The sequence below is a fragment of the Planococcus sp. ISL-110 genome, assembly GCF_018613575.1.
Taxonomy (GTDB): Bacteria; Bacillota; Bacilli; order Bacillales_A; family Planococcaceae; genus Planococcus.
The window spans coordinates 280,007-304,808 of the sequence record NZ_JAGGPX010000011.1; the positions used below are offsets into that span (position 1 = coordinate 280,007).

A 24,802-nucleotide genomic window follows, 5' to 3' on the forward strand; every position below is an offset into this window, starting at 1 on the left:
ACCTCATAAAAAAGAAAAGTGCAATTCGCACTTTTCTAGAGCCGGCTTAAAAATGTAGTTGCTAAGCCTAAATAAATTAAAATTGAAATGATGTCATTCAAAGTAGTAATAAAAGGCCCTGATGCTACGGCTGGATCGATTTTCATCCGGTGAATCAATAACGGAATAAATGATCCGGCCAATGTTGCCACAAAAATGGAACTCATAACCGCTGTTCCGACGAGCATGCCGATCAGCAATTCGCCTTTCCAGAAATAAACCAATGCGACAACAACAACGCCGCAGACAACGCCCGTAATCAATCCAGTACCAGCTTCACGGAACAACAGCTTGGTCTTGCTCTGTTCTGCAATATCGCCTGTTGCAATTCCTCGGACAGCTACAGCCAAAGCCTGCGTGCCGCTGTTTCCGGCCATTCCGGCAATAAGCGGGATAAAGACTGCCAGCAACGCCACCTGATCCAATGTCGCTTCAAACATTCCCATCAAATTAGCAGTCAACATCCCAAGGAACGTCAGCAGAATCAACCATGGCAGCCTTTTTTTGGCGGCAGCGAGTGGTCCTTTGTCAAATGTATCCATATCAGAGACAGCTGCCAGCTTGGAGTAATCGTCCGATGCCTCTTCTTCCAGCACGTCAATGATGTCATCGACTGTGATGATGCCGAGCAGATGATTTTGAAAATCGACAACCGGCAAAGCCAGGAAATCGTAATCCTTTATCATCCGTGCCACTTCTTCCTGATCTTCGCTGACAGAAACGCTGACGACCCGTTCGTTCATGATTAAGCTGATGAGCGTATCTTCTTCAGCAAGGATCAAATCTCTTAAAGTCACAATTCCCGAAAGCTTCTTATCGTCATCAATCACAAACACATAATAGATGGTTTCAGCATTCGGTGCTGCATTCCGAAGGATGTTCATCGCGGAACGGACTGTGGAGTTTTTTGGTACGGCGACAAATTCTGTGGTCATGATGGATCCTGCCGTATACTCTTCGTAATGCAGCAGGTCTTTGATTTGCTGCGCTGATTCCTTGTCCATAATCGTCAGATAACTGGCGACTTGTTCTTTATTCAATTCGTTTAAGATATCCACCGCGTCATCCGTGTACATATAAGACAATAAATCTGAGGCGTAACGGGCATTCATCTCTTGGAATAGATCTTCGTATTCATCATCATCCAATTCAATAGCTTCAAAAATATCCGCCATCTCTTGAGGAGAGAGATACTGATACAGCAATTGCCTATTCCCAGAATCCGCCTTTTCGTAAAAACTTGCCTGGTCGTATGGATGGTGCGATAAAAACTCATCGCGGAATTCTTTTACATCTCCGCGGATAAGCAATTCAGTGAACAATGCGTCATTCAATTCTTCATCACGTACTACTTTTTCTTCCATCATGTATACTCCCTCCTTTCGAAGATTCTCTGTGCTTGCTATAGTAGTCTATACGCTACACCATAGGTATGTATAGTAAATTTTAAAAACAAAGAGGTGTGTACCATGAAATACGACATTATCGGTGATATCCACGGCTGCTATCAGGAGCTGCTGCTGCTCATCGAACACCTGGGCTACGAAAAACAAGGCAATGTATTTATCCATCCCCAAGACCGAAAACTCGCTTTTGTCGGCGATGCCATGGACCGGGGACCCGAGTCGCTCAACGTCTTGAGATTGCTGTTTGCGCTACAGGACAAAGGCATCCTTTATTATTCCCCTGGAAATCATTGCAATAAACTTTTCCGCTTTTTTAAAGGTCATGATGTCCAGCTTGCCCATGGCCTCGAAATCACCGTAGCCGAATGGCAGCAGCTGACCGGACCGGAAAAGCAGCAATTCCGGAAACGCTATATTCACTTTTACGAACAGCTTCCGCATTACCAGCAGCTTGAAAATGAACTCATTATCGCCCATGCCGGATTAAAAGCCGAAATGATCGGAAAACCGCTTAGTAAAGGCATTGCAATTTTTGTGCTGTACGGTGATATTACTGGGAGGTTCCATGCTGATGGCCGCCCTGTCCGGCGCGACTGGGCTAAATCCTATAGAGGAAAAAAATGGGTCGTGTACGGCCATACGCCGACTGAGGAACCTTATTTTATCAACAACACGGTTAATATCGATACTGGCTGCGTGTTCGGTGGCTCATTGACCGCTTTCCGCTTTCCTGAAAAAGAAATTGTTTCTGTACCTTCCCAACAACCCTATCAACCTGAACGCTTTCACCTGTTTCTTTAAAGCAACGACTGCATGTCTCTATTCAACGAAGAACTAAAGAACAGCTTGTCCCCTGAAACCGGATGGGTCAATTCCAATTCCGTGCAATGAAGCGCCTGGCGCCCCAGCAGATTCCTCTTGCCGCCATACAAATCATCTCCCACCAACGGATGGCCGATATGGGATAAATGAACCCGGATCTGATGCGTTCTGCCGGTATTCAATTGCAGGGTGATATGCGAATAGCCTTCCAGCCTTTGAAGCACACGGACTTCGGTTTCCGCGAATTGTCCGTCTTCACGCACCTCCCTTTCGATGATGCTCGTGTTCTTCCGTCCGATTGAAGCGGTGATCGTAAATTCCTCTCGGTCTACCCGACCATGAACCAATGCCTCATACCGCCGTTTCATCGTTTTCTCCTGCTGCTGCAGCGAGATCATATGATGAATATGGCGGTTTTTTGCAATGCAGACAAGTCCGGAAGTGTCACGGTCCAGCCGGGTCGCAATATGCAGAGTAGAAGGAATGCCGGTATCATTGAAATGCTTGGCGACAATATTGGCCAAACTGCCAAAAGGATGTTCACGGGATGGAATGGTATTTTGCAAAGGCGGCTTTTCAACGATTAGCAGGGCTTCATCCTCATAGACGATTTCCAGGTTGCCGTCTTCTGCGGCCAAGCCTTTTCCATGATCTTCATTCGGAAAAATAACGGTCACAGCATCGCCCTTTTCCAAGGGATGCCTGACCGTTACTTCTGCATCATTCACTAAAATCCGGCCGCCGCCGTATTTGACGGAAGCCAGTGTTCGTTTGGAGATGCCCCACTCCCCGAGTGCCTCGCGCAGCAGGCTTGGCACTTCAGCGGTATACGTTAGTTGAAAAGGTTTCATGGCGCTCAATCTGATAGCTCGCTGTCGATAAAGGAATCGTGGACGCGCTGCCAGAATGGGAATGTGCGGAACCTGGCAAATCGCATTTTTTCATCGGCCACTTTATATTCGATCGATTTCACATCTTTGTGAAGCAGCTGCAGATGATCGACAGTGACCATGAAATCAGGCGCCTTCACTGGACGCAGCGTACATTTATGATGTCCAGGCAGAACCAAAGGCGACCCCACTGTACGGAAAACCCGGTTATTGATGGAGGCCATCTCCGTCAATTGCATCGCTTGAAGCGAGGGATGGATGATGGCGCCACCCAAGGCTTTATTATAGGCTGTGCTGCCGGAAGGAGTGGACATGCAGAGCCCATCTCCTCTAAAACGTTCAAAATGGCTTTCGTTCAAAAAGACATCCATCACCAATGTGACATCAGGAGATTTTACTGTTGATTCGTTCAACGCCAAGTAAACCGCCGGTTCGTCCAGGTTCTGGTAGTGGATACTGACTTCCAGTAATGGATATTCAATCACTTCATAGTCCTTTTTGGCAATCGATAAAACCAGCTTCTCGATTTCACTCGGCTTCCAGTCGGCATAAAAGCCAAGATGGCCTGTATGTATTCCGACAAAGGCTACATCTGCCAGCTTCTCACTGTATTTATGGAACCCGTGAAGCAAGGTTCCGTCACCGCCAATCGACAAGACGACGTCTGGCGATTCCTCGTTCCATTCCATCCCCAAATCCTCCAAATGGTTCTTTGCCGTGGCCATCAATTTGTTGGATAGTTTGTCACTTCTCGATATGATATAGAATTTCATCGTTCTGGTCGACCTCCCTCTCTATCGGTTCGAAAATGAGTTCCATGCGATTCCTTGAATTCAGTGAAATAGGCTTGGGCTTCTTGAATCTCGTCCCGAATCTGCGACATTTCCTCATCCAATTGGAACGCAGCTTCAGCAGCGCGCTGAAGCCGGTTCTTTATCTCTTCCGGAAAAACACCTTTATATTTGTAATTCAAGGAATGCTCGATAGACGCCCAGAAATTCATTGCCAAAGTCCGAATCTGGATTTCCGCCAAAATCAGCTGCTCACCGTTGATGGTCTGGACCGGATATTCCACAATAACGTGGTATGACCGATAGCCGCTTTGTTTTTCGTTGGAGATATAATCTTTTTCTTCCACAATCCGCAAGTCCTTGCGTTGCCTCAACAAGCCGACTACAGTCTCGATATCCCCGACAAATTGGCACATCATTCGAATTCCAGCGATATCCTGCAATTGATGCGCAAGCTCTTCGGAAGGCTCGAATGGAATGCCTTTTTCCAGGGTCTTGTCGTAGATGCTGGCTAAAGGTTTGACGCGGCCGGTCACAAACTCGATTGGTGAATTTGTGTTGTCATTTTCAAACTGGCTTCGCATTCCTTTGAATTTTATTTTCAATTCATCTACTGCCTGTTTATATGGTGCTAAAAACCGATTCCATTGACCCATCTCCGGTCCCCCTCACTTCTTTTAAGATCTTGAAGCAAGCGCCTCATGAAATGCATGTTCTACAGCCGTACGGAAAGTTTCTCCGTAATTGTCGTTGCCTTCGATGTTTTCCACCAGCATCCATAATTCTTCATGAAAATCTGCCAGTGGCATGATTTGTTTCCCCCATGTCAGAAGCGGAACTTTTTTTAGCTGCAGCGCTTTGGTCAACGCTGGCCATGTATGTACATCAAACTGAACATATATATAGTCAGTACCCGTATCCAGCAAATAAACAAACGCCTGGTTGTCGGAATCTGTCAGCATTTGGCCAGAAGCTTCAAGTGCTTCAGCTGGTTCAGTTTCTTCAATGAAGAATTCAATTTCGTTTTCAGTAATTTCAGTTCTGTTTATCGCTACTAATTTATGCAAATCGATACTTCCTTTCTTGCTTCTTAATAATGATATTTTAACACAGCTCTGCCATTCGTTGCAGTTTACACTAAACTATCCGATAATGAAGTTAATAGAGAGGTGTTTCCCATGACAAAAGAACTCGAAATCGAATTTAAAAACATGCTGACAAAAGAAGAGTACAGACGTTTGCTGGAAGATTTCGCCGCTTTTCATAACGGCCCCGTCACCCAGCATAACCATTATTTTGATACTGCCGATTTTCAATTAAAAGATCAGCGCAGTGCCTTGCGCATCCGGAACAAAAGCGGCCGCTTTGAATGCACGCTGAAAACCCCTGCACCTGTTGGACATTACGAAATCACCGATAAATTGACCGAAGAGCAGGCGCGCCGGATGCTCGATCTAAAAACTTTCGAAGCAGCTGAAGTTGCAGATGCTCTGAAAACACTGGATATAGCGATTGCCGAGTTGACGACAATCGGCACATTGACCACGCACCGGGTGGAATTTGATTACCTGGGTGGCTTATTGGTGATCGATCATTCCGAATACAACGGCCAGGAAGATTTCGAACTGGAATTTGAAGTGACAGACGCCGAAACAGGCCTGGAACGCTTCCTGTCCTTCCTGCAGAAGCAAGAGATTCCGGAACGTTCAGCACAAAAGAAAATCGCACGCTTCATGGATTCCGCTTCTGCCCGTTCCATAGATTAACAATTTTAAAACCTAAATTTTACCAGCTACTCAATCGATTTGTTTGAGATATTCGGGCTGCGTTGTTAGAATGAATTTACAGCTAAAGCAAAGGAGATACGATGATGACTGGAAAACCGATTATTCCGTACGAAGAGATTGGTGCGGAGACATTATCACAGTTAGTCGATGCATTTTATGCTCGCGTAGCGGCACATCCAAAGCTGCAGCCTATTTTTCCAAATGACCTTTCAGAAACCGCCCGTAAACAAAAACAGTTTTTAACCCAATACTTAGGTGGTCCGAATCTTTATTCAGAAGAGCATGGCCATCCGAGACTTAAAGCAAGACATCACCCATTCGCAATTACGCCTGCTAGAGCTCAGGCTTGGCTTGAGTGCATGAGTGAAGCAATGGACGATGTGGGGTTAAACGGGATATTCCGTGAAACCTTATACAATCGACTTGTTTTAACTGCACATCATATGATCAATGCGTCTGATAGTGAGGAGGAGTTGGAGTGAGCAATCTAGATTTGGCCCAGGAAATTCGCGAACCTGCGAATTCTTTAAAACCAATGGAGCTGTATGTTTTTGTAGATCCCTTGAATCCGGATTGCTGGGAGCTACAGGCAGTTATCCGAAAATTACAGATTGAATACGGCCATTATTTTTCCATGCGTACTGTATTGAGTACACAACTATTCAACTTAAATAAAGCAACACTTTCCGCAAATATCGATACCGACAACTTGACCCATCCTGTTTTGCCCTCTGTCGCAATCAAAGCTGCAGAGCTTCAGGGAAAACGTTCTGGAAACCGGTTCCTGCATAAATTGCAGGAGCAGCTGTTCCTTCAGTCGAAAGACGTCTCTTCTTACAGCGTCCTATTGGAAATAGCGGAAGAAGCAGAACTGGATCAGGAAGAATTCAAATTGGATTTCCATTCTGTACACACCGCAAAAGCTTTCCAATGCGATTTACAGATAACCCGTGAAATGGAAATCAATGAAGTACCAAGCATTGTTTTTTTCAATGAATGCATTGAAGATGAAGGCGTTAAAATATCCGGACTTTATTCTTATGATGTTTATCAAACAATTTTACAGGAAATGTTGGGGGAAGAAAGCTTGAACCGGCAGACCCCACCATCCTTGGATGATCTTTTCACCAAATACTCGACTATGGCAACCAAAGAAATTGCTTCTATATACAATATTTCCGAACAAACCGCAGAATGCGAACTAAAAAAACAAGTTCTCCAACAAAAGCTCGAGCGCATTTGTATGCCTAAAGAAACCTTATGGAAAGTAAAATAACCTGTCTCCCCATTGTGGGAGACAGGTTATTTTTTTAGGGCTTAGATTTGGCTTCGGGAAATATTGTAGTGGGTTTAGAAAGTAATTGATTTCTTTTGGAAAGTATTTGACTCGAACTAGAAAGTATTTGCGTATAACCAGAAAATATATCCATTTAACTGAAATAAGCCTTCTATAAATTGGCTGTCAGAGCTACACGGGCACCTCCGCTTTTCTTATTGTCCAGACTCCGGCGCCCAGATTCTAGGGTCATAAGCCACTCTGGCTGTGCGGCTGAAGAACGCCGCTTCGCCAGATCGTCTTATGCCCGTCGAATCTCCACGGGCACCTCCGCTTTTCTTATTGTCCAGCTCCGGCGCGCAGATTCTAGGGTCATAAGCCACTCTGGCTGTGCGGCTGAAGAACGCCGCTTCGCCAGATCGTCTTATGCCCGTCGAATCTCCACGGGCACCTCCGCTTTTCTTATTGTCCAGACTTCAGCAGCCAGCCCCTCGAGTCGCTTCACCCTTACCAACAATGGCTGCAGAACGCCATTACTGGTAAGGCCTCCAGCGCTTGTCGGGTCTTAATGGCTGCTTCCCCTTTTCTTACACCAAAGCGAAAGGCGCCTTCCACGTCCGGAAGGCGCCTTTCTATATTACACAAAGGGGATGGGAGAAATGTTCACGCTCAAACAAAGGGGTGTATGTTTGTATGTGATTTATTTCACAACATAATCTTATCACGGGATAATAGTTAATGCAATAATTCACAGGTACTTTCACAAATTCGTCATAATTAATGCTATACCTGTCTCTTTTCGCTCTTAATTAATTATATTAAAATAAAAAAAGAAACCGACTTACAAAGTCAGCTTCTTTTCCATTTTTATTTATTCAGCAATAGTTTCTCAAGTTCGTTCAGCTTTTGTTCGAATACTTTGCAGGCTTCTTCAACAGCTTTTGACTGCGTCATGTCGACTCCGGCTTTTTTCAGCACTTCAATTGGATAATCTGAGCTTCCTGCCTTCAGAAATTCATTGATATAGCGATCCACAGCAGGCTGTCCTTCTTCAAGAATCCCCTTGCTCAATGCTGTAGCTGCGCTAAAGCCTGTAGCGTATTGGAAAACGTAATAATTATAGTAGAAGTGTGGAATTCGTGCCCATTCCAAACCAATTTCTTCGTCGACCGCCACATCCGGGCCGAAATACTTTTGATTTAGTTCAAAATAGACCTCTGTCAGGCGATCGGCTGTCAATGCTTCGCCGTCCTGGTCCATTTTGTGCATCATGTGTTCAAACTCAGCAAACATAGTCTGGCGGAATACCGTCCCACGGAATCCGTCCAGCCAGTGGTTCAATAAATAAATACGCTCCTGATCGTTTTCAGTGGAGTTTACCATATATTCGTTCAGCAAAGCTTCATTGGTGGTCGAAGCCACTTCTGCTACAAAAATCGAGTAATCCCCATAGACGTAAGGCTGGTTTGCACGTGTATAGTAGCTGTGGACACTGTGGCCGAATTCATGCGCCAGAGTGTACAGATTATCTACATTGTCCTGCCAGTTCATCAAGATATAAGGATTGGTTCCGTAAGCGCCCGATGAATATGCTCCGCTGCGCTTTCCTTTGTTCTCTTTCACATCCACCCAGCGGTTGTCGATGCCTTCTTGGACAATGCCTACATATTCTTCGCCCAGAGCGCCAAGCCCTTTAAGCATGATTTCTGTGGCTTTTTCATATGGGATGTCCATCTTCACTTCTTTGACAAGAGGCGTGTGCATGTCCCACATATGAACTTTATCGATTCCAAGAACTTCCTTGCGCAATGCTGCGTAGCGGTGCAAAAGGTGAAGGTTGTTATTAACGGTCTCCACCAGGTTATCGTATACCGCTTCTGGAATATGATCATCAGCTAAAGCTGCCTGGCGTGCCGATTCAAATTTACGGATCCGTGCATTGACGTTATCGCGCTTAATATTGCCCGACAGCGTGGAAGCAAAGGTATTGCGGAATTTGCCGTAAGTCGCGTAAACCGCTTTAAATGCATCTTCCCGTACACGACGATCTTTGCTTTCCAGGAATCGGATGTAATTGCCATGCGTAATCTGCACTTTTTCGCCTGATTCATCTTCTATTTCCGGAAACTCCAGATCAGCATTGTTCAGCATGCCGAAAGTTTCTGAAGACGCTCGGCTTACTTCAGACATCTGAGCAAGCAGGGATTCCTGCTCTGCCGGCAACACATGCGGACGCAACGAATTCAATTCCTCAAGCGCTTGCTTATATAGCCTTAGGCCTTCATGGCTTTCTACATAGCCGTTCAGTACAGACTCTTCCAAAGCCAAAATTTCGGGCGTCAGGAACGACAAGCCGGCGGATACTTTCGCAAATAAAGATTTTACACGGCTGTCCATCGCCTGGTACTTCGAGTTGGTCGTATCCTGATCGTAGCGCATATGAGAATACGTATAAAGACGTCTCAACCGCTCTGTCAATCCATCTTTATAAACAAGCACTTCGTAAAGGGCTTCAGCGCTTTCCTGTAATTTTCCCTGATACGATTCTGCTTTGTCGCCGATAGCTGAAACTTCGGCAAACTCCTTTTCCCAAAGTTCATCGGTTTCGAATATATCTTCCAATTTCCACGTCAATTCTGTCGGAACTTCTTCTCTTGCCAATACTTTATTCACCGTTTAATTTCCTCCTCTGTCCCATTCTTTCGGGAAACGAACTACACCTTATTTTCTCAATTTTCGCAAGTTTTTGCAATAGTTATCATAGGCAATATCCAAAAGGCTGGAATCTTTCGAAGAACCATCCTTCAACGTCATATATATGGCCAGATATTCTGAAACCAATGCCACGGCCTGAGAAGCATGGGCCGGATTGGATAACACCAGTTTTCCAGAAGCGATCAGCGTATCCACCGAAACGCCTTTTTCCCAGGCTGCAACTGCCTGCAACTGCCATAATACCGCCGGCTGCTTCAGGCATTCGGCACCGAGTATAGGAATTCCGAAAAAAGCCGGCAAATTCGTCATATCCAAACGCAATTCGTAGCACAGACGGCAATACAAACTTTTTATTCGGTTTTCATTGTACAGCTGACTTCGGGTGTACCGCTGCCTGACATTCCGGAAAATTCCAAGCACCACGTTAAATTCCTCTTTTGTCAGAGGTTTCGGGACAGCGAAAGGAAAGATTTGGTTTCTTGCTCGAATCGATTTGGTTTTCCCCACCCAGCGATTCGAACTCACATAAAACAAATTCGAATGATAATAAAATCGATTGTCCAGCGGGTGGAACAAGAGAATGAAGAGAGCCTGATCAGCACCTTGCCTCATTTCGACCTCATGCGTTCCCAATCGGATCAACCCGATTTCTTCACAGCAGGGCTCTTTTAAGCCTTTAATCCAAATAGGCTGTATATTCAGCCTTCGATAGCCTTCTGAACGTTGGTTGAGCTGTGGGACTGGTATCTTGCTGCATTGAAATTCAATGGCAAACTGCCCACTGACCAAAAGGTCTGCGCGCTGACGGATTTGAGGGATATAGCTTTCTAAATCGACTTTGAAGTCCAGCTGTTGGAAGAATTGATAAAGAAGAAGTTTTCCTTGAAGATGAAGAGAGGATTCGGGTTCACTGAAATTATCGCAGAGCGAAAGCGTCTGGTGTGCAAAATGAGGGATATTGATTTCTCCAATTTTCAAAAGTAGTGGAGCCTGGCAGGAAGGACAAAAAAACTGTTCCCGCAAACGAATCTCCTGAAGTTCTGTTCGAGTGTGCTTTCCGGTTAAATAAAAAAATTCCTGTCGGGCGGTTTTGGCTACTAATATACAGATCACTCTCCTTTTTTCCATTATATGGAACAGGAAAGCTTTTGGCAATAAAAACATACTAAGATTAGTAGGACGAACCAAGGCATTGGTTTATCCTACTATTTTTTTATAGTAGAGGTGAAGTGGAGGTCGAAGGTCTTTTTGGGTCTTGAATCCGTAAGAAAAAGACCTCCTGCAAAGGAGATCTTAGCCAAAATAATGAAGTACATTTGAGAGTGCATCTTCTTTAAAAATCGATTTGCCGTATTCTTCAAGACGGTGAACCGTTACCGGCGAGATGCGCAGGTATTCCGTGATGATGCTGACATTATTTTTGATGTCTTCTTCCGAATGGAGGACTTCATCAAAACTTGTGTAAAGGTAATACTTGTTCTCGAAATAATAAACTGCAGATTCAATCGGCACGTACATCAGGCGTCGTGCAATCGGCAGCAGCTCTTCCACTTCCGAGAAAACAAATGTATATTCAAGTTTCTTAATATCTGGCTCATCGAAAACCGGTTCAAACTCATCAAATTCTGTAGTGGCCGCATCTTCACTTGCAAACATTTTACGGCGTTCTTCTATATCATCAGGCAAATCAAGTTTCTGCCCATCTTTAGTTAATTGAGCACGTGTTACTGTAACTTCAAGACCTTTATCCATAGCCTGGACTTGGATCCAAAGTGGACCTTCCATTACGAAATCGGCTTCTTCATTGACTTCATCCATCATTTCCCAAAAAAGCTCTTCGCTTTTATCTCTATTAAACCAGATTTCGTCACGGCTAAACCCTCGCTCTTCAACGTCGAGATAGGAAATGTAAAATTTAACTGTGTTGTCGTTGATACGTTCGATTTCCATTTTACACCTCTCCTTTACGGTTTGGACTAAGAGAACATTCCTCAGAGCCGTGCTGTTTTGCTTTTTACAAGTATAACTTTTTTTGTTGATAAAGAAAAAGTTTATGCCTGTCCCCAAAGACAAGTTACAAGTACATAGAGTTTAATTCACTTAGCAGATTTATGCAACTAATTAAATAAAGAAAAGCTGCCCAGGATCTCTTATGAAATACCATAAAGACCGGGCAGCTGATGTGCTTATTGTTAGTTCACCATTCGCTGAGCTTCGAGCAATTGATAAGCTCTAACTTTACGTGGAAGGAATCTACGGATTTCATCTTCATTGTAGCCGACCTGCAAGCGTTTTTCGTCCATGATAATTGGACGGCGCAAAAGGCCTGGATGCTCTTGGATTAACTCATATAAACGCTGAAGCGGTAAACTCTCAACATCTACATTCAATTTTTGGAATATTTTAGAACGGGTAGAGATGATTTCATCTGTGCCGTCTTCAGTCATGCGTAAAATTTCTTTAATTTCACTGATTGTCAGTGGTTCAGAAAAAATATTGCGTTCTGTATATGGAATTTCGTGTTCCTCAAGCCAAGCTTTCGCTTTTCTGCAAGATGTGCAGCTTGGAGAAGTAAATAGTGTAACCATCATAGTGGAGCACTTCCTTTCGGATTCTTGAAAATCAGTTTAATTTTTTTCAAATTAGAATCATTATAGTTTAGAGGCTCTACATTCATTATACAATGTATGGAATGAATTTAATAGTATTTAGCAAGAAAAAAATTAAAAATCAATCATTTTGTCACATAATAGCTATATATTCGTTATACTTTCACAACTATATAACTTAAATTTACCCCTTTTTCGAGTGTCGTAAACTTCCGAAATGAATTTATTTATTCTCAGTTACGTTTTCTTCTTGAAAATACTTTTATACTTATATAATACGTTTAAAAACCAAAATAGTTTCATATAATCCGCAAATATATGCCTGATTACTCGTTTTTTTATGGACACATCCCGCTGAGCGTTTCTCGCGGATCAGTTCTATAGTCTATCGATTCTTGTTGCCCCATTCTTATGGGAACAATTCCTCTTCAAGCTATTAAGGTGTGTAATCTACACCTGGCGAATAGGAGTTGCCTGCGTTCCATAGAAGAAACTCTTCAATCCCGTTATCCTGCAGGGCTTTGATTTGAGCTTCCACCTCCACTTTGCCGTATCTCATGTAGTTGCCTGATCCAAGATAACTTGCGGTAAAATCCTGCAGCCACGGCCGTGAGACAGGCGGATTCTCCAAGGCAGCTAATACTTGGTTTTCCACCTTGGCATATTCAGCAACGAGCTGATAGGGTGCTAGGTCCGGTTTATCGATTCCAAAATAAGAAGTCCAATGGCTTGGATAAATCATAGAAGAGATGACATCCACGTTTTCGGAAATCTTTGAAAAATTCTGACCGATGCCCGGAGCTTCCGGCAAAGTTGCAGCATAGCCGAAAATATCAACCGATACTTCCACTCCGTAAGGCTTTAATTGTTCTTTTGCATAAGCAACAAAATCAGTTACCGCCTCCACCCTTCTCTGCACAGGGTCAGCATCAGAATCTGCATAGTCGCCAAATGAATAGCTTAAATCATCGGCCCGGTTTTCAAAACCTTCCGGGAAGCGGACATAATCGAATTGAATTTCCTTAAATCCAAGTTTTGCCGCTTCGATGGCAATCTGGACATTATAATCCCATACCTCCTGAAGAAATGGATTTACAAATGAGTCTCCGCGGTTATTCTTCCAAACCTGTTCTCCATCCATAAACGTCAGTTCCGGTTTTTGTTCCGCCAATACCGTGTCTTTAAAAACCACAACACGGGCGATTGGATAAATTTCTTTTTCCTCTAATTTTTCCAGCATTGCGCGTGGGTCTTTTATTAAAGGCTGTCCCATGTCAAGCTCTGCCAAAGGCGAGCTTTCCTCCGGTATGTACGTTAAATAGCCGAGATCTTCCTTCACGTCAATGACCATCGCATTCAAATCAGTTGTATCCACCAAATTGATCAATGAATCAAACCGTTCTCCTCCAGCAGAATGCGCTGTTACAAAAATACCCCGAACAGCATCGGGATAATTAAAATCCAAACCTGAATCAAATTTGTATAATTCCGATGATGCCAGTACCTGTGAGTCAAGTTCCACTGTATGATAAGCTCGCTGTGTAAAATCAGGAGCCTTATCCTCCTCAGCTGCGTATACACTTCCTGCACTTACCAAACTGATGCTTGCTGCGTAAATTGCCAGCCACTTCCATGACTTCCCCATCCCTCTACACCCCTTTATCCATTGTTCTTCCATTCTATCATTTAACTGACAAATTGAAATAAGAAATTACCGGTCTATCCAGCATTTGAGACAGTCATGTGCCAGCGATTGAAGTCCTGGCACATGACTGTCTCTGGCACATGCAAACTATAAAAAAAGAACAGTGCCCCTGAGGACACTGTTCTTCGATTAATTGATCACTGAAGCTGCTTTGATCGATTCGAATTCACGCTCTGAGCATTGAACAAAATGGCCAGGGCTGATTTCTCTCATCCGCACATCATCAGCTTTAGTATAGTCATGAACTGCAGGATCGTAGGATTTTCGGACCCGGTTGCGCTCATAGTTTGGGTCTGGCAATGGAATGGCTGACAGCAAGGATTGCGTATAAGGGTGGAGCGGGTTCTTATACAGCTCTTCAGCAGGCGCCAATTCCACTAACTTACCGAAATACATTACCCCAATACGGTCTGAAATGTATTTGACCATTGATAGATCATGGGCGATGAACAGGAACGTCAATCCTTTTTCCTCTTGAAGTTCTTTCAATAAGTTGACAACCTGTGCTTGGATGGAAACATCCAATGCAGAGATCGGCTCATCGGCAATGATGAAATCCGGATCTACAGCCAAAGCACGGGCAATTCCAAGGCGCTGACGCTGTCCGCCTGAAAACTCATGCGGGTAACGGTTGGCGTGTTCCTTGTTAAGGCCGACTGTCTCCAGTAAATCATAGACCATCTTTTTGCGCTCAGCCTGATTTTTCGCCAAGCCGTGGATATCGATACCTTCAGCAATAATATCCATCACTTTCATACGCTGATTCAACGAAGCGTATGGATCCTGGAAAATCATCTGCATTTTGCGGTTGAATTTTTTCAGTTCCTGCTTTGATTTCTTGCCATGGACATTTTCGCCTTCATAGAAAACGTCACCATCAGTTGCATCATACAAACGGATGATGGAGCGGCCAGTAGTGGACTTACCACAGCCTGACTCACCAACCAAGCCCAAAGTTTCACCTTTGTAGATGTCGAAGCTGATATCATCTACCGCGCGGACTTCATTAGCTTTACCGATATTGAAATACTGTTTCAGGTTTTTAATTTCCAGTAATTTTTCAGCCATTAGAGCGCGCCCCCTTCATAATATCTGCTTCCTGGGAATTTTTTCATACGTTCAATGACAGTCAAAGGCGGTTCTACTCGTGGTGCATCCGGATGCAATAACCACGTGGCAGCAGAATGTGTATCACTGACTTTAAAAAACGGAGGATTTTGCTCCATATCAATTTTCAATGCGTATTCACTTCGAAGAGCAAAAGCATCTCCTTTAGGCGGATCCAGCAAATCAGGTGGTGTTCCTGGAATCGCATACAATTTTGCATCTTCTGTATCCAATGATGGCATTGAACTCAACAACCCCCATGTATATGGATGCTGCGGGTTGTAGAAGATCTCATCGACTGTACCGATTTCAACAATTTTACCGCCATACATAACCGCTACACGATCCGCTACGTTTGCTACGACACCAAGATCGTGTGTGATGAAAATAATTGATGTATCGATTTTTTTCTGCAAGTCTTTCATCAATTCCAGTATTTGGGCTTGAATTGTTACATCAAGAGCAGTTGTAGGCTCATCTGCAATCAAGATTTTCGGATTGCAGGCAAGTGAAATGGCAATAACAATCCGCTGGCGCTGACCGCCTGAAAATTGGTGCGGATATTGCTTCATCCGCAATTCGGGTTTTGGCATGCCTACCAATCGCAGCAAATCGATCGCTACTTTTTTCGCTTCAGTTTTACTAATTTTTTGGTGTTTCAATAAGGGCTCTGTCAATTGACGGCCAATCGGCATTGTTGGATTCAAGGAAGTCATCGGATCCTGGAAAATCATCGAGATTTCTTTTCCGCGGATCTTCTGCATTTCCTTATCGCTCAACTTCGTCAAATCCCGGCCGCCAAACAGAATTTCACCGCTTTTGAACTCCGCTGAACTTTCAGGCAACAACCGCATGATGGATTTTGTCGTAACAGATTTACCTGAACCGGACTCTCCTACAATTGCCAAAGTTTCGCCTTTATATAGATCAAAGTTAACGCCTCGTATCGCTTTAACTTCCCCGCCTTGGGTATTAAAGGAAAGCTCGAGGTCCTTTACTTGTAAAATTTTCTCCATTATCGACTTTCCTCCTTAATCTTTCATCTTCGGATCGAGGGCATCACGAAGTCCGTCACCGATCAAGTTAAACGCAATCATGATTAAACTCAACAAGATAGCCGGGAATGCTAAAATATGCGGTGAAAATTGAATTAACGAATAACCATCGTTAATCAATGTTCCAAGCGAAGCATCCGGTGCCTGCAGCCCCAGTCCGATAAAGCTTAAGAAAGCTTCAAAGAAAATAGCGCTTGGGATGGTAAACATCGTGTTGATGATGATAACGCCCAGAACGTTCGGCATTAAATGTTTCCAGATAATACGGCTGTCGCTCGCACCTAGTGTGCGCGCAGCCAAAACGAATTCCTGGCTCTTGTACTTAAGTACCTGTCCACGGACAACCCGGGACATCCCGGTCCATCCGGTTATGGTTAAAGCGATAATGATAGCCAGTATCCCGGGATCCATAATCAAGATGAACAAGATTACCACAACCAGGTTAGGAATACCCGTCAGAATTTCAACGATCCGTTGCATAAAGTCATCAATGCGTCCACCGAAGTATCCTGAAACACCTCCATAGATTACCCCGATAAGCATGTCAATCGCAGCTGCCACAAATGCAATGAATAAGGATACTTGAGTCCCTGTCCAAACGCGGGAGAACATATCACGGCCAAGCCCATCAGTTCCGAACCAATAGTTGACTTCAACATTTTTCATTTCGTATAAGTCGACTTCCTGGCCGCCCAAAGTACCAACACCATCAAATATTCCTAAGTTCTCAATGACCGGAATTTTAGGTGGCAGGTTTGCGTGAGTAATCGTTTGTGCATTAGGCTCATATGGACTGATCGCTGGCCCTAAAAATGCCATGATGACAATCAAGCCGAATAGGATCAGACTGAACAAAGCACCTTTGTTTTTACGGATACGGTACCAGGCATCCTGCCAGAAGCTGACGCTTGGTTTAGTGATGCGTTCCGCTTGATGGGCATCCAATGTAATCCGCTCAAACGAACCTTTCGGAAGTTCGGGAATTTTATCAATTTTTTGAGTCATTAATTTTTACCTCCTGAAAGACGAATACGAGGATCAATGACACCATACAAAATATCTACTAACAGGATTATCACAATCAGGAATACTGAGAAGAAGAGAGTGGTTCCCATGATGATGGCGAAATCATTGACCATGATCGATTTAACGAATTGTTCCCCGATACCCGGAATTGCAAAGATCTGTTCCACTACAAGCGATCCGGTAAGGATAGCGACAGCCATTGGTCCAAGAACCGTAACCAACGGAATCAACGCGTTTCGGAAGGCATGTTTAAATGCAATCTCTGATCCGCTCGCCCCTTTGGCCTTAGCTAATGTAATATAATCCGAGCCAAGAACCTCAATCATTTCGGTACGGATAAAACGTGCCGCCGTAGCTAGAGGGAACATAGCCAATGCGATAGATGGCAGAACGCTGGACATAAAGCCGTCTTTCCACAAAGCAACCGGGAATAAACCCCATTTTAATCCGAACCAGTATTGCAGCAGCGAAGCAAAAACGAAGGAAGGAATCGATATTCCGACAATTGCGATGAATGTGCTGCTGTAGTCAACCCAGGAGTTTTGCCTTAGAGCAGCAATCATTCCCAGTAGGATCCCTAACACAGTTCCCAATAGCATTCCTTGTAAACCAATTTGTGCAGAAGGACCCATACGGCTTAAAATCACATCCGTAACATCTTTGCCTTTAAACTGGTTGATGGAAATTCCTAAATCACCTTGCAATAAGCCAAACATGTAATCGAAATATTGCACCGGAAGCGGTTTGTCCAATCCATATCTGGCTTCTACGACTGCCCTTTGTTCTGGAGATAATTTATCTGCGGAAGCGACGGGGGATCCTGGTAAAACTTTCATTAAGAAAAAAGTGAAAGTAGCGATCAGTGCTAAAGTGATCACCATATAAATTAAACGCTTGCCAATATACTTAGCCATAGTGCACCTCCAAAATTAATTCTATTTGACAAGCCCGTTGACTGAAAAATGCGGACTCGCAGCATTCATCACTTAGCAGAAAATGGTCAATTTTCGGTTAATTCCTATACATTAGAAAAGAGAGTATATCGACTCCTAAATGCGATATACTCTCTTTCTATTTTGTTTTTACAGTAGCGGGATTAAATTATTCTTTGCCCGAAATGTATGCCCATTTGTAGCTGTAATCTCCACCGAATGGGTGTGTAACGATACCATTAACATAAGGCTGTTGAAGTGACATTAAACCACGCTGATAGATTGGTGCGATTGCAGCGTCATCTTCAAGAAGGATTTTCTCAGCTTGTGCCATTGCTTCCCAACGTGCAGCTGGGTCTGTAGCCAATTCGCCTTTAGCTGATTCAACTAAAGCATCATACTCAGAGTTAGAGTAAGACATTTTGTTTTGTGCAGATCCAGTAACAAACAAGTCAATGAATGTCATAGGATCCTGGTAATCAGGTCCCCATCCAGCAGTTTGGATGTCATAGTCCTGAGCTTCGTCAAGTTCTAAACGAACTCCGAAAGGTACAGCTTTAAGGTTGATCGTCAACCCTTCAAGATTCGTTTCAAGTTGTTCTTTCAAGTAAGCATCCATGTTTTTAGCAGTTTCAGTGTCTCCACCTAGGATTTCAAGAGTGACTTCTTCCACTCCCAATTCTTCAAGGCCAGTAGCCCAATGTTCTGCAGCTTCTTCAGCATTAAATTCAATTAGATCTCCGTTAACATCACGGAAGTCAGTGTTGCTTTCATCGAAAGTGAACTCAGTTGGCACCAAGTAGTTAGCTGGCAATGAACCGTTCGCTAATACTACATCAACTAGATTTTGCTTGTTGAAGCCTTTTGCAATTGCTTTACGGATATTAACGTTTGAAAGAGCATTTTCTTCACCGTTGCGCTCTTGGTTAAGTTTAAAGTAGAAAACAGTTGGTTCTAATTCAGTAATCAGGTTTTCATCATTTGCGTATTGCATAGCAAATTCTCCGGTCAAACCAGTACGGTCTTTCTCGCCTGAGTTGTAAAGGTTAACCGCAGTAGCAGGTTCTTTTACAACGTCGACATTGATTGTTTCAAGTTTAACTGTTTCAGCATCCCAGTATTCAGGATTTTTTTCCATTGACCAAGTTAAACCAGTACCATCCCAGTTAGTAAGTGTGAATGGTCCGTTGAAAATCAAGTTTTCAGAGTTAGAAGCATAAGCATCACCTTTTTCAGTTATGAAAGCTTCGTTCTGTGGGTAGAAAGTTGGGAAAGCCATCAATGACATGAAGTAAGGTACTGGACGCTCAAGTTGTACTTCAAGAGTTTTTTCGTCTACAGCAGTAACTCCAAGTTCAGTTGGTTCCATTTCCCCTGCAGCAATTTCAGTAGCATTTACAATTGAACCAGCCATCATGTAAGCTCCGTATGGAGAACCTGTATCTGGATCAATTGAACGCTGCCAAGAGTAAACGAAATCTTCGGCAGTAACAGGTGTACCGTCTGACCAATTTGAGTCACGTAATGTAAATGTGTAAGTCAAACCGTCTTCGCTAACTTCTGGCTCGCCTTCAGCGAGTGCCGGTTCAGCTAAGTTTTCCTGATCTAAACGGAATAGGCCTTCGTTAACATTATTGAAAATGTTAAACGCGACTGCATCCTCAGCTAATGAAATATCCATAGTAGGAATTTCAGCTGTTTCCATCAAGCTAAGTACTTGTTCTGAGTCTAATTCTCCAGATGTTTCTGTTCCTTCTGTATCCTCTGGAGCTTCGGTTCCTGTATCAGTGTCGTCTCCGCCGCCACACGCCGCTAGAAAAGCACTTAAAACTAATACTAGGCTTAATAGCCAAAAAATCTTGCTGTTCTTCACTAAATTGACCCCCTCAAGTTTTCTGAAAAATTGGTACAAGGCTAATTATACATAAGATTTTTTTCTTGTACAGAACTTTTTTTGGAAATTTTTACACTCTTGTAACAATTCCGTTACATTCATATTACAGAACACCGCACGAATATTGGATTTGTAAGCGTTTTCTGCGTCTAGTATAATTGTGAATTTTTTTGATTTTTTTTTGATTTTCTTCTACAATTGATAAGAATCGAGGTGCGAAACTTGAAAAAAATCTTTTTTTTTACATTCATTATTCAAATATTGATTTTTGTTACTATATTTTTGCGAACAGAAGATCTCTCCCTTCTGTCATATATTAACAATTCCTTTGTATACGGAGGAATCCTACTGTTTTTTGGTTTATGGGTTTTTGTTGTACGGACAGGTGTATTTGATATATTCACCGCCAGCATGAGAAAGGCTTTCAAGCTGAAATCCACATTAGAGGAAGACGAAATGCGCTCACCTTCTGAAGCGTTAGGCTTTTCCAGTGCACCGTTGCTCATTACAGGAACGATCACCTTGCTGGTAATGGTAATTTGCCTGGTGATTTACAGCATCTAATATTGCTTCTTAATTTGCTTATGTATTATAATATAAAGATATAAAACGAGCGATGAAAAAGAAGAGTAAATGCAGTTCCTTCTATAAAGAGAGTCTGTGGTTGGTGAGAACAGATGGAGTGTTGCATTGAATGGACTTTTGAGCTGAACCGGTGAACACACAGTAGCCGTTTCCGTGTTCTTCACGTTATGAAGAAGAGTGGCCGGCGACGGCAACTAGGGTGGTACCGCGGAAAACACATCATTCGTCCCTTTTTTCAGGGATGTGTGCTGTGTTTTTTACTTTGAGGAGGAATTGGGATGAAAAAAATATTTTCAGGCGTTCAGCCTACCGGTACGGTAACACTCGGAAATTACATAGGTGCTTTCAAGCAGTTTACGGATTTACAGGATGAATACGACTGCATCTTTTGCATCGTGGATCAGCATGCCATCACGATGCCCCAGGATCGGTTAGAACTTAGGAAGAACATCAAAGCATTAGCAGCGCTTTATCTGGCTGTAGGAATCGACCCGGAGAAAGTGACTTTGTTTATTCAATCAGAAGTTCCCGCACACGCGCAGGCAGGTTGGATGCTGCAATGCGTTTCGACCATCGGCGAACTTGAGCGCATGACGCAGTATAAAGACAAATCGGCAAAAAATGCTTCCGTCTTAGCTGGATTGCTTACGTATCCCCCATTAATGGCAGCTGATATCCTATTGTACCAGACCGATATCGTACCTGTCGGCGATGACCAGAAGCAGCATATCGAACTGACCCGTGACCTGGCAGAGAGGTTCAACCGCAAATATAACGATATCTTTACGATCCCTGATATCCGTGTTCCGAAAAATGGCGCACGCATCATGTCGCTGCAGGATCCAACGAAAAAGATGAGCAAATCAGACACCAATAAAAAAGCGATTATTACATTGCTGGATGACTTGAAAACGATTGAAAAGAAAATCAAGAGTGCTGTTACCGATTCGGAAGGCATTGTCAGCTACGACCCGATCAACAAACCGGGAGTCGCAAACCTATTGACCATCGAAGCTGCGCTTACCGGTGAATCAATTGATAATCTAGTCACAAAATACGCTGGCTCAGGTTATGGGGATTTCAAGGCTTCTGTTGCTAAAGCCGTCACTGAACACTTGGCACCGATTCAAGAGCGCTATGCTGCATTGATTGAGTCGGATGAATTGGACAAAGTTCTTGACGCTGGCGCTGAAAAAGCCAATTCCCTCGCCAACAAGACATTAAAGAAAATGGAAAACGCCATGGGTCTTGGACGCAAAAGAAAATAGAAAAAAGGAGCTGCGAATTCGCAGCTCCTTTTTGTTTAGTTTTTATTCTGCAATAACTGGTGATTCTTCGCTGACTGCAAGATCAGACAAGTAAACCCCAGTACCGTCACCGATTGCGTAGTTTAATACGCGGTTGTTAACCGGGCTCAAAATTGCACGGTATAAAGTAGGGAATACCGGTACTTCCTCGACCATCAACTGCTGCCATTCGTTGTAAACTTCCTGGCGGTATGCAAGGTCAAATGCTTCTTCTGAACGTCCTTCTTCAAGAAGGCGCTCATTTTCTTCATTTTCCCAACGTGCGAAGTTGTAGATGGCGTTAGCTCCGTAAAGTCCTGAAGGATCTACGTCAATCCCGACTCCCCAAGCTGCCTGGAAGACATCAACACTCGGATCATCTTCCCCGCCGTTGCCAACACGGTCATAGAATGAGTTGAATTCAAGCATTTCCAGATTGACTTTCAAACCAACTGCTTCCCATGACTGAACATAGTATTGTGCCAAAGGTTCAGCCGTATCGCCGCCTGTCATTGAAATGAAGTTGATTTCAAGTGGGTTGCCTTCTGGATCTTCGCGCAATCCATCATCGTCTGTATCAACATATCCTGCATCATCCAATAGCTGGTTTGCTACTTCAGGATCGTAAGTTCTTCCTTCATTGCTGTCATCATGGAACTCGGGGTGGGATGGCGGAATCAAAGTTGTCGCATTCCAACGCAAACCATTATAGAATTTTTCGCCGACTGCTGCGTTATCGACTGCATGCCACATTGCTTGACGAAGTTCCTTATTGTTCATTTTCGCTTCAGGGTCGTAAGCAACAGTGCTGCTTTCAGCATCCCATGTTCCCAATTTAAAGCCAATATATGTGTAGGCGCGATCAATCGCTCCTAAATATTCTACGTTGGACATTTCAGCATTGTCAGGGAATTGATCCACTGGGAATTCGCTGATCAAGTCAACTCCTCCAGTTTCCAGTTCCTGAACAACTGTTGAACTGCTGATTACTTTGATTGTTACGCCATCAAGGTTTGGTTCTCCGCGCCAGTAATCTTCGTTCTTAGTAAGAGTTACAGACTCACCAGGTACGATGCTGTCCACTTTGAATGGTCCAAAACCGATTGGGTTTTCACGCACTTCAGGTGAAGAAGAGATATCGGCAACTGCCATGTCTCCAAAGATGTGTTTAGCCAATGGGTAAGACCAGATGCTTCCCGTTAATAGGGAAGGTGTAGATTCAATATACGTAATCGACAAAGTCTTTTCGTCGATGACTTCAATGCCTGAAATCGTATCAGCCGATCCGCTATTGTATTCTTCCATTCCTTCGATATTCGTGAAGTCAGAATTATAGCGCGGGCCATCATATTCAGGGTTACCGATTACTTCGTGCGCAAACAACCAATCTTCTGCAGTCACAGGTTCGCCATCATGCCAATTGACATTATCGCCGATTGTGAAGGTGAATGTACGGCCATCTTCTGAAACTTCATAAGTTGCAGCTCCATCATTTGTGTAGACATAGTTTTCATCCCAAGTTAATAAACCTTCATCAAACCAATTCAAGATTTCTGCATCCGGTGCTCCAGAGTAGAAATTCCAGTTTAATGTTCCTTCAAATACTGTATCCGATACTAAACCGAATGTAATGTTTCCGCCATCGATGGCTTCCCCTTCATTCGTTTTTACATTGCTGAAATCATCAATTGAATACATCCCGCCGTTTTCAAGTTCCTGTCCGCCTTCAGTATCCTTTTCCCCGCCGCTTTCTTCCGTGGACGTATCGTCACCGGTGCAAGCTGCCAAGACCAACACAAAAGACAACATTGGCAATGCTAAATATCTAGACCATTTATTTTTCGCCATTCTCTGTTTCCTCCTCTTTTTTCTTAAATAAAGCTTTTTTGGACTGTCCCTGTACTTGAATAGAGTTATTTCTGCCTGGTACCGAGAACCCTACTCCCCCTTTTCCCCACTTTTTTGTCACCCTCTGCGCTGTCGGGCATCGGTAGCGCGTTTTAAGGCTTGCCCAACATTATTTATACTAAGCATCAATACAAAAATCAGAATTGATGCAGGTAACCAAATCCACCATCTTAATTCCAGTGTTTGAGGGTTTCTTGCATAACTGATCAAGGTCCCCAAACTCGGAGTTGATTCTGGAAAGCCGAATCCTAAAAAGGACAGGCCGGATTCAATTCCGATATTGCCTGCCAAATTTAACGTCATCGTCACAATGATGATCGAACTCAAATTTGGCAAGACCTGGAAAAACATGATTTTAAAATCGGATGTCCCCAATGTCTTAGAGGCTTTTACATAATCCAATTCTTTTTCCTGCAGCGCCTTTGAACGGATCAGCCGTGCAATTCCCATCCATAGGAAAGCCGTCATGATTAACGAGAAGGACACAATGCTATATCCAGGTACAGCTGTTACGAATGCGATGACAATCATCAAGATCGGTAAAACCATGAAGAAATCCACGAAACGCATGAAGACATTGTCCACAGTACCACCGTAATATCCAGAAATCAGCCCGACCAGTATGCCTATGATTCCTGTCAACAACGTGACCAAAAAACCGATGGCCAATGAGTTGCGTGTCCCAATGATCAATTGACCAAAGATATCCCGTCCGCCGTAATCCGTACCTAGCCAATAAGTGGCCGATGGCGGCTCATAAAGAGCGAAAAGGTCGACTTTGATAATTTCAGACTGGTCCATGATGATCGATGTACCGAATACACCGAAAATGATCAGGAACAGTAACAATAGAGAACCAAATGCAATTTTGTCCCGTATTAACTCTCTTAGTAATATACTGAACCCGGATGGGCTTTTGCCGAGATCCACATCCTGGATTTGTGCTCCACTGTCTTTATCAATTCTCAT

The 24,802-nt window shown here is 43.6% G+C and carries 23 protein-coding genes and 1 other annotated feature; of the genes, 6 read left to right on the forward strand and 17 right to left on the reverse strand.

The window, feature by feature from the left end:
* Window positions 1-35 precede the first annotated feature (35 nt).
* Window positions 36-1,406 carry a magnesium transporter gene (mgtE, locus tag J7I83_RS07235; protein ID WP_215100013.1) on the reverse strand — a complete coding sequence of 457 codons (1,371 nt, stop codon included), beginning with the start codon at window positions 1,404-1,406 and terminating at the stop codon, window positions 36-38.
* A 102-nt stretch (window positions 1,407-1,508) separates the two neighbouring features.
* On the opposite strand from mgtE, the gene prpE reads away from it, so the two are divergent.
* Window positions 1,509-2,246, forward strand: coding sequence for a bis(5'-nucleosyl)-tetraphosphatase PrpE (gene prpE, locus J7I83_RS07240; protein ID WP_215100014.1), 738 nt, complete (start codon window positions 1,509-1,511; stop codon window positions 2,244-2,246).
* Here the strand turns inward: prpE and J7I83_RS07245 are convergent.
* Genes J7I83_RS07245 through J7I83_RS07260 form a run of 4 tightly spaced genes read right to left on the reverse strand, consistent with a single transcriptional unit; the run spans window position 2,243 to window position 5,015 of the window.
* Window positions 2,243-3,118 (reverse strand): RluA family pseudouridine synthase, encoded by an 876-nt coding sequence (locus J7I83_RS07245; protein WP_215100015.1) that lies wholly within the window; start codon window positions 3,116-3,118, stop codon window positions 2,243-2,245. The genes prpE and J7I83_RS07245 overlap by 4 nt on opposite strands.
* 5 nt (window positions 3,119-3,123) lie before the next feature.
* Window positions 3,124-3,930, reverse strand: coding sequence for an NAD kinase (locus tag J7I83_RS07250; RefSeq protein ID WP_215100016.1), 807 nt, complete (start codon window positions 3,928-3,930; stop codon window positions 3,124-3,126).
* Entirely contained in the window at window positions 3,927-4,604 is a 678-nt protein-coding gene (gene yjbM, locus J7I83_RS07255; protein WP_215100017.1) for a GTP diphosphokinase, read from the reverse strand. The genes J7I83_RS07250 and yjbM overlap by 4 nt, the downstream gene beginning before the upstream one ends.
* A gap of 21 nt (window positions 4,605-4,625) precedes the next feature.
* Window positions 4,626-5,015: a UPF0738 family protein gene (locus J7I83_RS07260; RefSeq protein WP_215100018.1), complete on the reverse strand. Its 390-nt coding sequence runs from the start codon at window positions 5,013-5,015 to the stop codon at window positions 4,626-4,628.
* 111 nt (window positions 5,016-5,126) lie between these two features.
* On the opposite strand from J7I83_RS07260, the gene J7I83_RS07265 reads away from it, so the two are divergent.
* The 3 genes from J7I83_RS07265 to J7I83_RS07275 all read left to right on the forward strand — a co-directional run bounded on the left by J7I83_RS07265 (window position 5,127) and on the right by J7I83_RS07275 (window position 7,011).
* Window positions 5,127-5,714 carry a CYTH domain-containing protein gene (locus J7I83_RS07265; RefSeq protein ID WP_215100019.1) on the forward strand — a complete coding sequence of 196 codons (588 nt, stop codon included), beginning with the start codon at window positions 5,127-5,129 and terminating at the stop codon, window positions 5,712-5,714.
* Window positions 5,715-5,818: 104 nt separating this feature from the next.
* Window positions 5,819-6,217 (forward strand): globin domain-containing protein, encoded by a 399-nt coding sequence (locus J7I83_RS07270; RefSeq protein WP_215100020.1) that lies wholly within the window; start codon window positions 5,819-5,821, stop codon window positions 6,215-6,217.
* Window positions 6,214-7,011 carry a ClpXP adapter SpxH family protein gene (locus J7I83_RS07275; RefSeq protein WP_215100021.1) on the forward strand — a complete coding sequence of 266 codons (798 nt, stop codon included), beginning with the start codon at window positions 6,214-6,216 and terminating at the stop codon, window positions 7,009-7,011. The genes J7I83_RS07270 and J7I83_RS07275 overlap by 4 nt, the downstream gene beginning before the upstream one ends.
* Window positions 7,012-7,878: 867 nt before the next feature.
* On the opposite strand, the gene pepF is transcribed toward J7I83_RS07275, so the two are convergent.
* The 10 genes from pepF to J7I83_RS07325 all read right to left on the reverse strand — a co-directional run bounded on the left by pepF (window position 7,879) and on the right by J7I83_RS07325 (window position 20,033).
* Window positions 7,879-9,684 (reverse strand): oligoendopeptidase F, encoded by a 1,806-nt coding sequence (gene pepF / locus J7I83_RS07280; protein WP_215100022.1) that lies wholly within the window; start codon window positions 9,682-9,684, stop codon window positions 7,879-7,881.
* 48 nt (window positions 9,685-9,732) lie between these two features.
* Complete coding sequence (locus J7I83_RS07285; RefSeq protein ID WP_285228680.1) at window positions 9,733-10,854, reverse strand: competence protein CoiA; 1,122 nt, start codon at window positions 10,852-10,854, stop codon at window positions 9,733-9,735.
* Window positions 10,855-11,019: 165 nt separating this feature from the next.
* Window positions 11,020-11,676 (reverse strand): adaptor protein MecA, encoded by a 657-nt coding sequence (mecA, locus tag J7I83_RS07290; protein ID WP_215100023.1) that lies wholly within the window; start codon window positions 11,674-11,676, stop codon window positions 11,020-11,022.
* 242 nt (window positions 11,677-11,918) lie between these two features.
* Window positions 11,919-12,314, reverse strand: coding sequence for a transcriptional regulator SpxA (gene spxA / locus J7I83_RS07295; RefSeq protein WP_006829729.1), 396 nt, complete (start codon window positions 12,312-12,314; stop codon window positions 11,919-11,921).
* Between the two features lie 457 nt (window positions 12,315-12,771).
* Window positions 12,772-13,980: a putative glycoside hydrolase gene (locus J7I83_RS07300; RefSeq protein ID WP_215100024.1), complete on the reverse strand. Its 1,209-nt coding sequence runs from the start codon at window positions 13,978-13,980 to the stop codon at window positions 12,772-12,774.
* A gap of 189 nt (window positions 13,981-14,169) precedes the next feature.
* Window positions 14,170-15,108: an ABC transporter ATP-binding protein gene (locus tag J7I83_RS07305; protein WP_215100025.1), complete on the reverse strand. Its 939-nt coding sequence runs from the start codon at window positions 15,106-15,108 to the stop codon at window positions 14,170-14,172.
* Complete coding sequence (locus J7I83_RS07310) at window positions 15,108-16,163, reverse strand: ABC transporter ATP-binding protein (RefSeq protein ID WP_215100026.1); 1,056 nt, start codon at window positions 16,161-16,163, stop codon at window positions 15,108-15,110. The genes J7I83_RS07305 and J7I83_RS07310 overlap by 1 nt, the downstream gene beginning before the upstream one ends.
* Before the next feature lie 15 nt (window positions 16,164-16,178).
* Window positions 16,179-17,207, reverse strand: a complete 1,029-nt coding sequence (opp3C, locus tag J7I83_RS07315) for an oligopeptide ABC transporter permease (RefSeq protein ID WP_215100027.1) — start codon at window positions 17,205-17,207, stop codon at window positions 16,179-16,181.
* Complete coding sequence (gene opp3b / locus J7I83_RS07320; protein ID WP_215100028.1) at window positions 17,207-18,142, reverse strand: oligopeptide ABC transporter permease; 936 nt, start codon at window positions 18,140-18,142, stop codon at window positions 17,207-17,209. Before opp3b ends, opp3C begins: the two co-directional genes overlap by 1 nt.
* 187 nt (window positions 18,143-18,329) lie before the next feature.
* Window positions 18,330-20,033, reverse strand: a complete 1,704-nt coding sequence (locus J7I83_RS07325; protein WP_215100029.1) for a peptide ABC transporter substrate-binding protein — start codon at window positions 20,031-20,033, stop codon at window positions 18,330-18,332.
* Between the two features lie 234 nt (window positions 20,034-20,267).
* On the opposite strand from J7I83_RS07325, the gene J7I83_RS07330 reads away from it, so the two are divergent.
* On the forward strand, window positions 20,268-20,618 hold the full coding sequence (locus J7I83_RS07330; protein WP_353048236.1) for a DUF3899 domain-containing protein: 351 nt from the start codon (window positions 20,268-20,270) through the stop codon (window positions 20,616-20,618).
* 43 nt (window positions 20,619-20,661) lie between these two features.
* Window positions 20,662-20,873, forward strand: a binding site (T-box leader).
* 44 nt (window positions 20,874-20,917) lie between these two features.
* Window positions 20,918-21,907, forward strand: coding sequence for a tryptophan--tRNA ligase (gene trpS, locus J7I83_RS07335; protein ID WP_215100031.1), 990 nt, complete (start codon window positions 20,918-20,920; stop codon window positions 21,905-21,907).
* 42 nt (window positions 21,908-21,949) lie between these two features.
* Here the strand turns inward: trpS and opp4A are convergent, their stop codons facing one another.
* The gene (gene opp4A / locus J7I83_RS07340; protein ID WP_215100032.1) at window positions 21,950-23,773 is read right to left on the reverse strand and encodes an oligopeptide ABC transporter substrate-binding protein; all 1,824 of its coding nucleotides are present in this window, start codon (window positions 23,771-23,773) and stop codon (window positions 21,950-21,952) included.
* 117 nt (window positions 23,774-23,890) lie between these two features.
* Window positions 23,891-24,802 carry an ABC transporter permease gene (locus J7I83_RS07345; protein WP_215100033.1) on the reverse strand — a complete coding sequence of 304 codons (912 nt, stop codon included), beginning with the start codon at window positions 24,800-24,802 and terminating at the stop codon, window positions 23,891-23,893.

What these genes read in the sequence shown, in the direction of transcription:
- mgtE (WP_215100013.1), bottom strand. Translation starts at nt 1,406, where the DNA reads ATGATGGAAGAAAAAGTAGTACGTGATGAAGAATTGAATGACGCATTG.
- prpE (WP_215100014.1), top strand. Translation starts at nt 1,509, where the DNA reads ATGAAATACGACATTATCGGTGATATCCACGGCTGCTATCAGGAGCTG.
- J7I83_RS07245 (WP_215100015.1), bottom strand. Translation starts at nt 3,118, where the DNA reads ATGAAACCTTTTCAACTAACGTATACCGCTGAAGTGCCAAGCCTGCTG.
- J7I83_RS07250 (WP_215100016.1), bottom strand. Translation starts at nt 3,930, where the DNA reads ATGAAATTCTATATCATATCGAGAAGTGACAAACTATCCAACAAATTG.
- yjbM (WP_215100017.1), bottom strand. Translation starts at nt 4,604, where the DNA reads ATGGGTCAATGGAATCGGTTTTTAGCACCATATAAACAGGCAGTAGAT.
- J7I83_RS07265 (WP_215100019.1), top strand. Translation starts at nt 5,127, where the DNA reads ATGACAAAAGAACTCGAAATCGAATTTAAAAACATGCTGACAAAAGAA.
- J7I83_RS07270 (WP_215100020.1), top strand. Translation starts at nt 5,819, where the DNA reads ATGACTGGAAAACCGATTATTCCGTACGAAGAGATTGGTGCGGAGACA.
- J7I83_RS07285 (WP_285228680.1), bottom strand. Translation starts at nt 10,854, where the DNA reads ATGGAAAAAAGGAGAGTGATCTGTATATTAGTAGCCAAAACCGCCCGA.
- mecA (WP_215100023.1), bottom strand. Translation starts at nt 11,676, where the DNA reads ATGGAAATCGAACGTATCAACGACAACACAGTTAAATTTTACATTTCC.
- spxA (WP_006829729.1), bottom strand. Translation starts at nt 12,314, where the DNA reads ATGGTTACACTATTTACTTCTCCAAGCTGCACATCTTGCAGAAAAGCG.
- J7I83_RS07300 (WP_215100024.1), bottom strand. Translation starts at nt 13,980, where the DNA reads ATGGGGAAGTCATGGAAGTGGCTGGCAATTTACGCAGCAAGCATCAGT.
- J7I83_RS07305 (WP_215100025.1), bottom strand. Translation starts at nt 15,108, where the DNA reads ATGGCTGAAAAATTACTGGAAATTAAAAACCTGAAACAGTATTTCAAT.
- J7I83_RS07310 (WP_215100026.1), bottom strand. Translation starts at nt 16,163, where the DNA reads ATGGAGAAAATTTTACAAGTAAAGGACCTCGAGCTTTCCTTTAATACC.
- opp3C (WP_215100027.1), bottom strand. Translation starts at nt 17,207, where the DNA reads ATGACTCAAAAAATTGATAAAATTCCCGAACTTCCGAAAGGTTCGTTT.
- opp3b (WP_215100028.1), bottom strand. Translation starts at nt 18,142, where the DNA reads ATGGCTAAGTATATTGGCAAGCGTTTAATTTATATGGTGATCACTTTA.
- trpS (WP_215100031.1), top strand. Translation starts at nt 20,918, where the DNA reads ATGAAAAAAATATTTTCAGGCGTTCAGCCTACCGGTACGGTAACACTC.
- opp4A (WP_215100032.1), bottom strand. Translation starts at nt 23,773, where the DNA reads ATGGCGAAAAATAAATGGTCTAGATATTTAGCATTGCCAATGTTGTCT.
- J7I83_RS07345 (WP_215100033.1), bottom strand. Translation starts at nt 24,802, where the DNA reads ATGAGAATTGATAAAGACAGTGGAGCACAAATCCAGGATGTGGATCTC.